Genomic DNA, 13,745 nt, shown 5'->3' on the forward strand with positions numbered 1-13,745 from the left:
CGTAATAATCGCCGCTTACGGCAAGGTTATTTTGCCTTTACCATCATCTCCTTAAGATCTGTAGGCGTAAAGGAATAGGCTTTTCCACAAAAATGACATTTAATCTCTACATCTTTGCCATCCGATGCAAGGTCCTCCAATTCCTTCTTTCCAAGAAGAGTCAGCGCTCTTTCTACCCTGTCTCTGTCACATCCGCAGTGATACTTAACCGGCATGGTTGCAGTGATGTCTATATCAAAACCTGCAAGTACCATGTTCAGCATATCTTCCGGAGTATTTCCCTCTTTAAGAATCTCTGTAACAGTCTTCATTCCCTGGATATTACCCTCGAGCTTTGAAATAACTTCCTCTGATGCCCCTGGCATAAGCTGAACAATAAACCCTCCGGCTTCCATTATTGAAAAGTCTTTATTAACGAGAACTCCAAGACCTACCGAAGAAGGAATCTGTTCTGATTCCACAAAATAACAGGTCAGGTCATCCGCTATCTCACCTGACAAAAGCTGTATCGTTCCCACATAAGGGTCCTTAAGTCCAAGATCTCTTGTTACGGTAAGTGTACCATTACCTACTGCCCCGCCGACATTAAGATGTCCTGCATCATTATTGGGAAGAACAACAGTATTATTCTTCACATATCCTTTAACCTCTCCTCTGTTATTAACAGTCGCAAGAAGTCCTCCGATAGGGCCGTCGCCGTCAACGGTAATAGTAAGCGCGTCCTTTTCATTTTTCAGCATGTCACCCATCATGAGAGCGCCACTCATAAGGCGCCCCAATGCAGCGCTGCAAATAGGTGTTAAATCATGTATTTTTCTGGCCTCATCCACCAGATTTCTTGAAGTAATGGCAAACGCCCTTATCTGCGCATCAGCTGCAGTAGCACGCACCATATAATCCTTATATTCCATATAACCTCGTTTATAATTCTGCTATCTGTCTGTTAAGTGTCAGAGGTTTATGCCAGGCTTGCTGTAATAATTGCCATTGAGTAAACCTCTATAGCATTACAGCCTCTTGACAGGTCATTGATCTGAGCATTGAGACCGAGAAGTATCGGACCGTATGCTTCAAAGTTACCCATGCGCTGAGCAATCTTGTAACCGAGGTTACCTGCATCAATATTAGGGAAAATAAAGGTATTTGCATGTCCTGCCACAGGTGATCCCGGTGTCTTAACTCGTGCAACCTTAGGGGAAACAGCAGCGTCAAACTGAAGCTCACCATCAATCGGAAGCTCAGGATACTTTTCCTGTGCTTTCTTAGTAGCATTCTGCATCTTTGTAACAGAAGGGCTCTTAGCTGAACCCTTTGTGGAGAATGAAAGGAATGCAACTTTGGGATCAACACCGAAAGCCTTGGCACACTCTACTGTCTCTCCGCAAATCTCAACAAGCTCATCCTCAGAGGGATCAATGTTGATAGCACAGTCACCCATTGCAATAACCTCGTTATCGCCTGTAGCTGAAGGACGAACAAGAATAAAGCAGGATGAAACAACCGTGTTACCGGGCTTAGTCTTGATGATCTGAAGTGCAGGTCTTACCGTATCAGCTGTTGAATAGGTAGCGCCGCCAAGGAGGCAGTCAGCTTTCTTCATCTTAACAAGCATGGTTCCGAAGTAGTTTGCATGTGACAAAATATCACGAGCCTGCTCGGGAGTCATTCCTTTGCTCTTACGAAGCTCAACAAACTCTGCAACCATAGCCTCAAAATCGTCATAGTTTGTAGGATCAATTATTATTGCTCCTCTGATGTTATAACCCTCATCCTCAGCAACCTTGTTAATAACATCAGGATTACCAAGAAGAATAGGCTTTAAAAAGTTACCTGCAAGAAGTCTGGATGAAGCCTCAAGAATTCTGGGATCCTCACCCTCTGTGAAGACAATAGTCTTCGGATTAGCTTTAAGCTTGGAAATCATTTCTCCAAAACCGTACATTTATATTTCCTCCTAATTTATGAATAGGCAGGCTTGAAATAGCCCGCATTGGTGATAATACATAGCCTGAGCATACAGCTCATTTATAATTATGCCACAAAATTATAACTCTTAATGTCTTAAAATCTCAAGAAAAGATAAAATTTTATCAAAGTTTTAATAAACGCCTGACATCAAGATAAAAAGTAAAGCCGGATAATCGCCTAAAACGACTATCCGGCTTTATCCCCATTATTAGTCGGGGAGATCTATTTTCTTACCATCGCGGTGCATTGAGAATTTATCCATGGGATAATTCTTAAGGTTTTCAAGAACCTTTCTTCCGTCAGCCTTTGCTAGAAGTGTTGCTCTGGCCTTGGTAATCTCTGTCTCCGTTTTGTGCTTGGATGGTCCTCCGACACATCCTCCGGGACAAACCATACCCTCAATGAAATCATCAGGGAACTTGCCCATCTTAAGAAGCGTCAGTGCTTTCTTACACTCAAGACCACCGGCTGCTCGATGCAGTTTAAGGTCACCGATGTCCTCACCTCTCTCCTGCATGCACTCGATAACGGCATTTGCAACGCCGCCGCTGGTAGCAAATCTCTTACCCCAGATTGAGGATTCCTGATACTCATCATCCACAGGCTCGAACTCTACATCCTTAGATCTCATCAAGGCTCTGATTTCACCATAGGTTACTACATAATCTGCATTATCCGGAACATCAGGATCCTGAGCCTCTGACTTTTTAGCTATGCAGGGGCCAACGAATACCGTAACGCATCCGGGACGCGTAGCCTTTAAATATCTGGAAATAGCACACATAGGCGAAACAGTTGAAGACATGTTGTTTTCAAACTGCTCAGGGAAGTGCTTCTTAAGCATATTGATAAATGCAGGACAGCATGACGTAGTCATCTTCTTGCCTTCAGCATAAGCTTCAGCCCATTCCTTAGACTCGTAGGCAGCTGTCATATCTCCGCCAAGTCCAACCTCAACCATATCTGAGAAGCCGATCTTTACAAGCGCCTTTTTAATTGCAGCCATAGTGATGTTCTCACCAAACTGGCCTTCTGTCGCAGGAGCGCACATAGCGATTACTTCCTTGCCCTCCTTGATAGCCTCAATTATCTGAACAAGATAAGTCTTGGATCCGATAGCTCCGAAAGGACAGTTGTGAATACAATGTCCGCAGGATATACATTTATCCTCATCAATTTTACAATATCCGTACTCATCGTAAGTGATAGCGCCTACAGGACAAGCCTTGTGGCAGGGACGCTCAAGATGAACAATTGCACCGTAAGGACAAGCCTTGGCACACATTCCGCATTCTTTACACTTAGCGGGATCAATGTGCATCTTCATGTCGCCAGGATGAATAGCATCGAACTTACATGAGTTAAGACATGCTTTTCCCATACAAAAGCGGCAATTATCTGTTACTGAAAATGCTGAAATAGGACACTCATCACAAGCAGGATCAATAACCTGAACCACATTTTTTGAATTCTCGTTATAGGAAGTGCTCTGTCCGCATGCCAGACGAATTCTCTGACGCACTATCTCTCGCTCCTTGTAAACACAGCATCTGTACTCAGGCTTTGGTCCGGGCGCAACCTGATATGTAAGCTTGTCTTTGTGCTCCTCGTCAAGCTCTCCCTTCCAGGCAAGGCGGCAAACCTCTTCCATAATCTTGTGTTTAAAACTTACCAGTCCCTCGTCGTTTGTTACCATAGAAATCTCCCAATTCTATAAAATCAATTTACAACTACATATATAAACCTATCATCCCAAAGGAATTTCAAGGTATATTACAATTCAATACGTCTGCAAAAATCCAGACTCTCCATATCATGAGAAGTAATAAGAAGCGGATTTCTTCCCTGTTTTTCTCTGATATACTCAATTGCCTTTATCCGATTATCAAGGTCGAGCCCTGTAAATGGCTCATCCATAATAAGCATATCCGATGGAATAGCACATGCTCGTACTATCGCAACTCTTCTTTTCATTCCTCCCGAAAGCTCAGATACCGGTTTATGAATCGCATCCTCGGGAAGGAGTCTTAAGAGTTCCTCCTCGGCAACTTTTACTGAGTTTTTCTTATTGACCATAACAACATTCTGAACTGCAGAAAATTGTTCGCAAAGTCTGTTTTCCTGAAAAACCACTCCTGCGTTCAGATATGGATATTTATAATCACCCATCAGATGAACTCTTCCGCTATCAGGTTCTTCAAGGCTTAAAAGAATTCGTATAAGCGTTGTTTTTCCGCTTCCCGAAGCACCTGTAATAACATAAGAATGATCATTTTCTATTTCCAGATTAAAATTTTCAAGGACTTTCCTCGCCCCATAGGATTTGGAGATATTCTCAAGGTCAATTGTCATCCTGCACCTCCTCATCCTTACTGTTTACAGCCTGATTATTTGCCGATGCAGGCACGAACAGTTTCTTTATTATGGAAATTATCATTATAAATATTTTTTCAACTATAAATGAAGCTAAAACAATCGTAAATGTCCAGGCAAAGACCTCTGCTGTATCAAGATTTATCTTAGATCTGTAGAGTCCATTACCCATAGTGAGAAGCGGCTGCCCTATTACTTCAGCTGCTGCGCCGCTCTTAAAGCCCATGCCTACTGCGACTGAAATCGCACTCATATATGATGGGATAAGAGCCGGAAAATAAATATATCTTATTTTATTGGCAGATGGCATACGATATACATGTGCCATCTCGAGAAGCTTATCATCTGCTGCGGATAAACCGTTTGTCGTTGCCAGATATAAAATAGGAAAAACCACCAGCGCTACTATCACTGTGGACAAATTGTCACTACCAATCCAAATAAGTATAAGCACAACAAAGCTTGCTACAGGCACTGACTTCACAGTAGTCACCACAGGAGAAAGGAATTCTCCTACAATTTTGTATTTAAGAGCTATAGCCCCCAGAACAATTCCCAGCACACAGCCGATCACCACTCCTGCAACAATATGAAGCATTGAGGTCACAACCGATGTTGAAAAATCAGGTGTTTTTGCCATCTGGATAAGCGCGTTTAATGACTCTGCAGGGCCTGCAAGTAATATTTTGTTGTGGATTATTATAGCCAGCAGTTGCCAGACCAATAGCCAGAAGGCCACAATGCCGGTCTTTTTTACTATTTTCATAAAACCTCAGCACTAATTAGTCCAATGTATAGAAGGCATCATCCGGAAGGTTACCGCCAACAGATTTAGGATCCTGATCAAAAAGAACCTGTAAGTAGCCTGAAAGCGCAGTCTTTGCATCATCTCCCGAAATACAAACTATATTGCAGGAAGGAAGTGCCTTGGCAGCTATCTCCTTTTTCTCAATAATTCCATACTCTTCCACAAGAGCCGCAGTGCCTTCGACATCTGATATAGCCTTATCAGCACTTGCCTTATGCTCTTCAATGAACTTCTGAACTTCTAAGTTATGCTCATTTAAGAAGTCGTTTCTAACAACAGTTACACCTGTTAAGAGCTTTGATCCATCGGAAACCTGATCCCATTCGTCAGTAAGATCGAATGCTACCGATACAGCCTCATTCTTCGCAGATGCCACTGTAGCAAATGGCTGCGGAAGAATTGCCACCTTTGATGCGTCCTCCTGAAGAAGAGCCGCAATTTCTGTTGCCTCTGACTTAAATTCTATATTGCAGTCAGTAACGCCGTTTTTATCAAGAAGGTATCTGAGAACATACTCAGGTGATGCACCCTGTCCGGTAGTCACTACTGTTTTGCCCGCAAAATCCTTAACACTCTTTACGGATTCGTCACCGGTTACGCAATACAAAACACCCAGTGTATTGATATCAACGAGGGAAACGCCTCCCTCAGTCTTATTATAAAGAACAGATGCCATATTGGCAGGAACAAGTGCTATATCAATATCGCCTGACACAACGCCCGCCATGATTTCATCGGGCTGAGTCTTCATTGAAAATTCGTAGTTACCGGCAGACTCTCCGTTCTCGGAATCCTTCATAAGATTCACAAGTCCCATAGTTGTGGGACCTTTGAGAGAGCCAACTCTTACAGTAACCGAGTTGCTTGTCTCTTCTGCCGATGCTTCCTCAGTCTGCTTTTCCTCTTCAGTTTCTTCTGTAGTTTCTTCTGCTACTTCTTCAGCAACTTCCTCTGCTGCTTCTTCTGTTACTTCTTCATTTGATTCTTCAGCAGTTGCTTCAACTGTTTCTTCGCTTACCGGTGCAGATTGCTCCTTTTCTGTGTTTCCACAACCAACAAGGGTGGACACAAAAAGAGTCGTTGCACATAAGATAGATAATGCTTTTTTCATTCTAAACTCCTCGTATACCTTGCTTATTACTGTATTTATGCATAAAGTCCGATTTAGTATATCATAAAACATAAGGGTATCACAATCATTTTATGGCTAACTAAAGGGCCATAACTTGTCCATATTTACATTTGACGCGCTCTTCCAAATTTGATATTTTATTATAAGTAAAAGGGAGTAGTTGTCATGCATCTGCATGTAACATTCATCCGTCAGTACGGGAAGATGTCCTTCCCCGGATATGTTGTAATTAACGAGACTTTTACTGCATTATCTGCAGTATCAGTCTCTTTTTTTATCAAACAAAAATAGTGAAAGGATTTTTAAAATGAAAACTCTTGCAATTATCTTATTTGTGGCGATGTATATCGGACTTATCGCATTTCCGAAAAAGCGTGCATATATCGCTCTGGGAGTTGCCGCAATATTTATTGTGACCGGTATTCTCCCCTACACTAAAGTAGTTTCGGCAGTTGATTGGAACGTACTTCTTATGATTTTCGGAACGTTACTGCTTGTAGATTACTTTATTGAATCGAAAATGCCAAACCTGATAGCAGATCATCTGCTTGATCTTGCTCCAAATGTAATGTGGGTAACAATTTATATGTCACTGTTCTCAGGACTGATATCTGCATTCATTGACAACGTGGCTACCCTTCTGATGGTTGCACCGGTCGGCCTTGCAATCTGCAAGAAGCTCAAGATCAATCCTGTTCCGATGATTATTTCGATTGCAGTATCATCCAATCTGCAGGGTGCTGCTACACTTGTCGGCGATACAACCTCCATTATGCTTGGTGCTTATGCCAAAATGGACTTCAATGATTTCTTCTGGATGAACGGCAGACTTGGAATCTTCTTTGCAGTAGAGCTTGGTGCTCTGCTTACAGTTCCGATCATGATGATTCTTTTCAGAAAAGATAAAGAGCCTGTATCCGCAGAAGAAAAAACAGTCGTTAAAGACTATGTCCCTACAATAATGATGGTTGCCCACGTCGTTTTACTCATGGGAGCTTCATTTATTCAGAATAAACCTGAGATTACAAATGGTGTCATCTGTCTTGTATGTTCTCTTATCGGAATCGTATGGGAATACTTCAAAGATCACGATGTAGACAGAATAAAAAATGTTGTTAAGAATCTCGACTATGATACCGTGCTCCTTCTTACCGGATTATTCATGGTAATTGGCGGCGTTACAGAGGTTGGTCTTGTGGATGATCTCGCAAAGCTCATTGTTAAAGCCGGTGGAAATAACATTTTCTTATTATTTACAATTGTAGTTTGGGGCTCAGTTCTCATTTCTGCCTTTATCGACAACATACCTTACGTAGCTACGATGCTTCCCGTACTTCAGGGTGTTACCGCGTCTCTCGGAATTGCTCCGTATCTGCTCTATTTTGGACTCCTTTGCGGTGCTACCCTTGGAGGAAACATCACTCCCGTAGGAGCAAGCTGCAATATTGCAGGTGTCGGAATGCTCAGAAAAGAAGGATATGAAGTAAGCTTCAAAGATTTCACCAGAATCGGTATTCCTTTCACATTGGCTGCCGTTATCGGCGCATATGTGTTCTTATGGGTACTTTGGAGATAATAATGCAGCAAAAAACTTCCTCTTGTCTCTCCTTTGAGAACAAGAGGAAGTTTTTATTTTACATTTTTATATCAATTCAAAATGTTTCAAAGCCTTCCATATCCCATCATCATCAAGCGATGCTGTAATATAGTCGGCATATTCGGAAAGATCATGATAGGTTCCGCCCATACCTACACCGACACCGGCTGCTATAAGCATCTCCTTATCATTTATGCTGTCTCCGAAAGCAAAAGTATTGCTGATATCTTCTCCGAGAAGCTCACATACCTTCTCAATTCCGACGCCCTTATCAAAGCCCTTGGGAACCATCTCAACTACGGTATCGCTATGTATCATGTAATCATATAGGTCAGACAGCTTTTCAAAGCATTCATCGCGCTTTTCTACCGGAATCTCTGTGGCGCAGGAAAGCTTTTGCATCTCCCACTTGCCCCAACATTCATCTATTCCTCGCAGACGGTCTCCCATCTCAGCTATCACTTTATCCCCATACATATCGCCCTCAAAATCAGACAATTCCAGGTATAAGTGATTTGGACCTTCCAGGATAGGTTTAAAACCATAAGCCCTTACTGTCTCAATAGTTCTTATGGCATCTTCTGCCGATATAAGGCGATTATAAACCACCTCGCTGTTGTACTCGATCATAGTTCCACAGGCTGATACTATGCCATCAAAACCTATTCCCAGCAGATTTTCATTAGTGACAAAGGCTCTCGCCCTGCCGGTATTTATAAAGCACTTATGCCCATTCTTCCGTGCAGCGCGAATGCCTTCTATAGTCTTATCACTTATTTCATTTTTGTAATTCCAAAGTGTTCCGTCTATATCAAAAAATAAAACCATTAAAATACAACCTTCTTGAAGGACTTCTTACCTCTCTTAACCATCACACCATCACCGGCAAAAGTCTCCCTAGTGTATGTAGTCTTAAAATCGGTAACCTTGTCATCGCCAAATGTTACACCACCCTGCTGAACTGCTCTTCTAGCCTCACTTCTTGTAGGGCAAAGTCCTGAAGAAACAAGTACCTGAAGGATATCAATAACTCCGTCTCTGAAATCCTCTTCCTTAAGAGAAACAGCAGGAACATTTGCAAGATCTCCGCCGCCTGCAAATAAAGCTCTTGCACCATCCTGTGCCTTCTTTGCCTCTTCTTCTCCATGAACAAGCTCTGTAAGCTCATAAGCAAGAATTTCCTTCTTCTCATTGATTCTGGAATCCTCCCACTTCTCCATCTCCTCTATCTGCTCGATAGGAAGGAACGTAAGCATCTTAAGGCACTTATCAACGTCAGCATCGCCGACATTTCTCCAATACTGATAGAAATCATAGGGTGATGTCTTCTTGGGATCAAGCCATACAGCATTACCAGCTGTCTTACCCATCTTATTGCCCTGTGAATCTGTCAGAAGAGTTATAGTCATAGCATGTGCATCCTTACCGAGCTTTCTTCTGATAAGCTCTGTACCACCAAGCATGTTACTCCACTGATCGTCACCGCCAAACTCAAGGTTACAGTTATATTTCTGGAACATGTAATAGAAGTCATAGGACTGCATGATCATGTAGTTAAACTCAAGGAAAGACAGTCCCTTTTCCATACGCTGCTTATAGCATTCGGCACGAAGCATATTGTTAACTGAAAAGCATGCACCAACCTCTCTGAGAAGTTCTATATAATTGAGGTTCATCAGCCAGTCTGCATTGTTTACCATCATAGCCTTGCCTTCGCCAAAGTCAATGAATTTCTCCATTTGGCGCTTAAAACATTCTGCATTGTGATCGATATCCTCTCTTGTAAGCATCTTTCTCATATCGGATCTTCCGGAAGGATCTCCGATCATGGTAGTACCGCCACCGATAAGAGCGATAGGCTTATTTCCTGCCTGCTGAAGTCTCTTCATAAGAGTAAGTGCCATAAAATGGCCTGCTGTAAGGCTGTCTGCAGTACAGTCAAAACCGATATAGAAAGTAGCCTTCCCTTCATTTACGAGATCTCTTATCTGCTCTTCATCAGTTACCTGCGCAATAAGCCCTCTTCTTTTAAGTTCTTCATAAATTTGCATAATACACCTCCGTTTTTTATGCGAGGACGTCCTTTTGGTTCTCCTATAAAAACCAAAATAAAACGCCCTTCGCAATCAATTATAGATTACGAAGGACGGGTTTAAATCCGTGTTACCACCTTCATTCACATGTAATTCACATCACATGCCTCAGCAAGTACTTGGAATATTCCGCATACTCTTCCGACTAACGCTCGGTTCTCGTCGCGGCTTACTAGATATATCATTCCTCCGCGCAGCTCCCGGATGTATTCATCTAATGAGCATATCCGCGCCTCTCACCAACCGGCAACTCTCTGTGGCTGAATCATTAGACTACTTATTCCATTCATAGCCTTTACGTAATAATTATCAATATTTTTGATTTATTGTCAAGAATATAATTATATAATTCAGATTTTTGTCCAGATTGAAAGCGACTTCATATTTTTCTTGAAATATGGGGTACTCGTAATAGATGCCCGGCCACTTGAAAACTCTGAAAAACCACCACTATTCTTTCCAATCTCCTTTTTAACTCCCGTGATACCTATGAGAAGTTTCCCTTCACTTTTTTTAGGATATGTAACATCATATGTTACATCCCAATTTTGGGTAATTGTATAACTGGCCTTAACATTTCCTTTTCTCTGTACAAGTTTTTTTAACTCTCTATTTGTGACAATCATTTTACAGGAAAGTACAGAGCCCAAACGTCCCGTGTCCGCATCAAGTATAAATGAGCCACGATCAAGAGCACTGTTTTTATGCTTACTTGCCATAACAATCTTTGCTGCATTGTTTTTGATTTTATTGAGCGTCGATTTTGGATAGTAGCAATGAATTGATACTTTGGCCCGCTTTGCCTTATAGCTTTTACCATTGTATACGAATTCCCCATCTTTTTTCTCTACAGTATCAAATCTCACTTTCATCTTTTGATAACCGATACCGGGAAAATATGTCTTTATCGTATATGTGCCGTTCTCTTTTGCAGATGTATTTAACATCCCCTGCGAATATGCTGCAGCACTTACAGTATGGGGTGTGTATGAAAATACTATTACAGATGCGAGAATAACCATTGAAAGGATTTTAAAAACTTTTTTCATATACCATTCCTCTATATTTTTTGATCAAGGATATTATATCAAATTCAAGGAGCTTCGTTCAAAAAAAATACAAAAAGGGATCGGTGCGAGACCAATCCCTTTCACTAATGCGATTTTTAATTACTGAAGTCTGATAGCTGCAATGTTCTTTTTGCTTCCACCAAATCCTGCCTGATTAAATGTGCAATAACCATACTGATAGGAATTCAATGCGCTGTATGAAGGCTGACCCTTTTTAAGACCTGCTATACCAACGCAAACGTCCGGTGAATAAGCAGGGCATACAACCATAAGCTTGAAATTTCTGCTCTTAGGAGTAGAAACACTACAATGATATCTGTAATATCCGCTTCTGTATACAGCTTTCTTTGTAAACTCACTGCTTGACTTTGTGATACTTGAATATTCCGCTGAAACTGCTGCTCTGGTACCGTTTATATCATTACCCTGACTATCTGTAAGAACCCAAGTATAAGTCGAGAGTGAAGACAAACCTTTCCTGGAGCATTCCTTATTAATTCCTATACATTCATCTGTGGTGAATTTTGTGTTCTGCAATGTAAAATCAACATAATATACATTGTAGCCCTGGGCAGATCCCATAAATCTTTTGTCGTGACAGGTAACCTTTGCCTTGTGTGCCTTGGCACCCTTATAATACTTTGACTGTACCTTCTTAGTCTGTCCTACATTTACAGTAGTAATTCCGGCAGCAAATGCTGTCTGAGGCATTGCAGTGAATGTAATAGCACATGCAAGAACAACGCCTGCGAGTGTTTTCAATACTTTTCTCATTTTCTTTTCCTCTTTCCTCTCTCATATAGAAGACAAATCATTTCAGCAATGAGCCCCATAACTCATTAAATGATTTATCAGCTTAAAACGTACTTTGTAATATTACCACATTTGGAGAAAAAAATGAAATAAAATTTTATAATTATTTTATATTTACAAAAAAAACTCACATACCATTGTTAAATGGTATGTGAGCTTAAATTACCATCCCTGAAGGTCGTTTTCGTCCTTACCTTCTCTGTTCATAAGATCCGTAACAGCTTCAATCGCCGGTTTATTGTTAAACAATACCTCATTAACCTGCTCGACAATCGGCATCTCTACGTCATACTTTTTTGAAAGTGCCAGTGCAGCAGATGCACTATTAATTCCTTCCACAACCATCTTTACCTCTTTGGTTGCCTCGTCAGCGGTTTTACCCTGCCCGATAAGAATTCCAGCTCTGCGGTTTCTCGAATGCATAGATGCACAGGTCACGACAAGATCACCGATTCCTGACAATCCCGAAAACGTCTCAAAGTCGCCACCCATAGCAACTCCAAGTCTGGACATTTCCGCTATGCCTCTTGTTATGAGAGCTGCTTTGGCATTGTCACCATACCCCAGTCCGTCGTTAACTCCTGCCGCAAGCGCAATAACATTTTTAAGGGCTCCGCCTATCTCTATACCAAGCATATCCGGGCTGGTATATACACGAAATGTATCAGCCATAAACGTATTCTGAACTTCTTTTGCGGTATCCTTGGAGAATGCACTTACAACAATAGTTGTCGGCAGATCCTTTCCAACCTCCTCGGCATGTGACGGGCCGGAAAGAACAGCCACATCCCTTCCCGGGAGTTCATCAAGAATAACATCAGACATAAGCATAAGGGATTCTGCTTCGATTCCTTTAGCACAGTTAACGATTATCTGGTGCCCCTCTTCCTCAGGCATGAGATAGGGTTTCATTTTCTTACAAACCTCTCTGACTGCAACAGAAGGAACCGTTATTACTACCATATCCTTGTTCTTTAGTGCGCCTTCGAGGTTATCCGTTATCTTTATACTTCCATCCAAAATTACTCCGGGAAGCTTATCCTTGTCCTCTCTGTAAGTTCTGAGCCTCTCGGCAGATTCTCTGCTCCTCGCCCATAAGGTTACATCCGATCCGTTTTTCCAGAGTCTCCATGCGAGTGCAATTCCCCAGCTTCCGGAGCCTATGACGGCTATACTGTTGTCCACATTATCCTCCTCAATCTACTTTATTTTTCTTCCAAATATAGGTTTTTCTCTCTTCACCGCGAATCAGCCTTCCAATATTGGTTCTGTGCTGATAAAACGCAAGCGCAGTCATAGCAAATGCTATAATATACATTTCAATAAGGTGCGGCTGAGACATGTTTAAAAGTCCCATTTGTCCTTCTACTACGAGCTGGATAAAAAATACTGCATAAAGACAAAGTGAGCCAAGAGATACAAAATGAGTGATATTAAAAGGGATTAAAAATGCAAGTAGTCCTCCGATCACAAAGGTCCATTTAAATGCAAGAATATATCCTGCCGTACAAGCTATTCCTTTTCCGCCCTTAAATTTCATATAAAAGGGGAAATCATGCCCCAAGACACATCCTGCAGCAGTATATATCTTCAACAGATACTTCATGTCACCATATCCGTCACCAAGAATCATCTTACATAAAAATGAAGAAACCACTACAGCCGCTATACATTTAAGCATATCCCCAAAAAGTACTGTAAATCCGGCTTTTGCCCCAAGAACACGAAGCGTATTTGTTGTACCGGCGTTGCCGCTTCCGACATTTCTGATATCCACACCTTTCATCCTGCAATAAATTACAGCAGTCTGAATAAGGCCGAAAGCATAGCCAATTAACAGACACAAAACTCTAGCAATCATACGAATCCCCTCCCGGGCCCCTCATCCGTC

At 41.7% G+C, this 13,745-nt stretch carries 13 protein-coding genes and 1 other annotated feature; of the genes, 1 reads left to right on the forward strand and 12 read right to left on the reverse strand.

Features of this window, described 5'->3' with window-relative positions; translation table 11 throughout:
• Positions 1-26 precede the first annotated feature (26 nt).
• The 6 genes from hslO to BMW61_RS02200 all read right to left on the reverse strand — a co-directional run bounded on the left by hslO (position 27) and on the right by BMW61_RS02200 (position 6,260).
• Positions 27-911 carry an Hsp33 family molecular chaperone HslO gene (hslO, locus tag BMW61_RS02175; protein ID WP_091819558.1) on the reverse strand — a complete coding sequence of 295 codons (885 nt, stop codon included), beginning with the start codon at positions 909-911 and terminating at the stop codon, positions 27-29.
• Positions 912-958: 47 nt separating this feature from the next.
• Positions 959-1,942 carry a phosphate acetyltransferase gene (gene pta / locus BMW61_RS02180; RefSeq protein WP_022760184.1) on the reverse strand — a complete coding sequence of 328 codons (984 nt, stop codon included), beginning with the start codon at positions 1,940-1,942 and terminating at the stop codon, positions 959-961.
• Between the two features lie 234 nt (positions 1,943-2,176).
• Complete coding sequence (locus BMW61_RS02185) at positions 2,177-3,664, reverse strand: 4Fe-4S dicluster domain-containing protein (RefSeq protein ID WP_022760185.1); 1,488 nt, start codon at positions 3,662-3,664, stop codon at positions 2,177-2,179.
• A gap of 77 nt (positions 3,665-3,741) precedes the next feature.
• Positions 3,742-4,320 (reverse strand): ABC transporter ATP-binding protein, encoded by a 579-nt coding sequence (locus tag BMW61_RS02190; protein ID WP_091819559.1) that lies wholly within the window; start codon positions 4,318-4,320, stop codon positions 3,742-3,744.
• Positions 4,310-5,107, reverse strand: coding sequence for an ABC transporter permease (locus BMW61_RS02195; RefSeq protein WP_091819561.1), 798 nt, complete (start codon positions 5,105-5,107; stop codon positions 4,310-4,312). The genes BMW61_RS02190 and BMW61_RS02195 overlap by 11 nt, the downstream gene beginning before the upstream one ends.
• Positions 5,108-5,123: 16 nt before the next feature.
• A complete protein-coding gene (locus BMW61_RS02200) occupies positions 5,124-6,260 on the reverse strand; it encodes an ABC transporter substrate-binding protein (RefSeq protein ID WP_091819563.1) in 1,137 nt (378 codons plus the stop codon).
• Positions 6,261-6,588: 328 nt separating this feature from the next.
• On the opposite strand from BMW61_RS02200, the gene BMW61_RS02205 reads away from it, so the two are divergent.
• A complete protein-coding gene (locus tag BMW61_RS02205) occupies positions 6,589-7,857 on the forward strand; it encodes an ArsB/NhaD family transporter (RefSeq protein WP_022760190.1) in 1,269 nt (422 codons plus the stop codon).
• A 66-nt stretch (positions 7,858-7,923) separates the two neighbouring features.
• On the opposite strand, the gene BMW61_RS02210 is transcribed toward BMW61_RS02205, so the two are convergent.
• The 6 genes from BMW61_RS02210 to plsY all read right to left on the reverse strand — a co-directional run bounded on the left by BMW61_RS02210 (position 7,924) and on the right by plsY (position 13,715).
• Positions 7,924-8,706 carry an HAD-IIB family hydrolase gene (locus BMW61_RS02210; protein ID WP_091819565.1) on the reverse strand — a complete coding sequence of 261 codons (783 nt, stop codon included), beginning with the start codon at positions 8,704-8,706 and terminating at the stop codon, positions 7,924-7,926.
• The gene (tyrS, locus tag BMW61_RS02215; RefSeq protein ID WP_091819566.1) at positions 8,706-9,929 is read right to left on the reverse strand and encodes a tyrosine--tRNA ligase; all 1,224 of its coding nucleotides are present in this window, start codon (positions 9,927-9,929) and stop codon (positions 8,706-8,708) included. The genes BMW61_RS02210 and tyrS overlap by 1 nt, the downstream gene beginning before the upstream one ends.
• Positions 9,930-10,017: 88 nt before the next feature.
• Positions 10,018-10,270: a binding site (T-box leader), on the reverse strand.
• A 51-nt stretch (positions 10,271-10,321) separates the two neighbouring features.
• Entirely contained in the window at positions 10,322-11,020 is a 699-nt protein-coding gene (locus tag BMW61_RS02220) for a hypothetical protein (RefSeq protein WP_022760193.1), read from the reverse strand.
• Positions 11,021-11,140: 120 nt separating this feature from the next.
• A complete protein-coding gene (locus BMW61_RS02225; RefSeq protein WP_091819568.1) occupies positions 11,141-11,815 on the reverse strand; it encodes a hypothetical protein in 675 nt (224 codons plus the stop codon).
• A 201-nt stretch (positions 11,816-12,016) separates the two neighbouring features.
• On the reverse strand, positions 12,017-13,039 hold the full coding sequence (locus tag BMW61_RS02230; RefSeq protein ID WP_022760195.1) for an NAD(P)H-dependent glycerol-3-phosphate dehydrogenase: 1,023 nt from the start codon (positions 13,037-13,039) through the stop codon (positions 12,017-12,019).
• A gap of 10 nt (positions 13,040-13,049) precedes the next feature.
• The gene (plsY, locus tag BMW61_RS02235) at positions 13,050-13,715 is read right to left on the reverse strand and encodes a glycerol-3-phosphate 1-O-acyltransferase PlsY (protein WP_022760196.1); all 666 of its coding nucleotides are present in this window, start codon (positions 13,713-13,715) and stop codon (positions 13,050-13,052) included.
• Positions 13,716-13,745 lie beyond the last annotated feature (30 nt).

The organism is Butyrivibrio sp. ob235, from assembly GCF_900109475.1.
Taxonomy (GTDB): domain Bacteria; phylum Bacillota; class Clostridia; order Lachnospirales; family Lachnospiraceae; genus Butyrivibrio.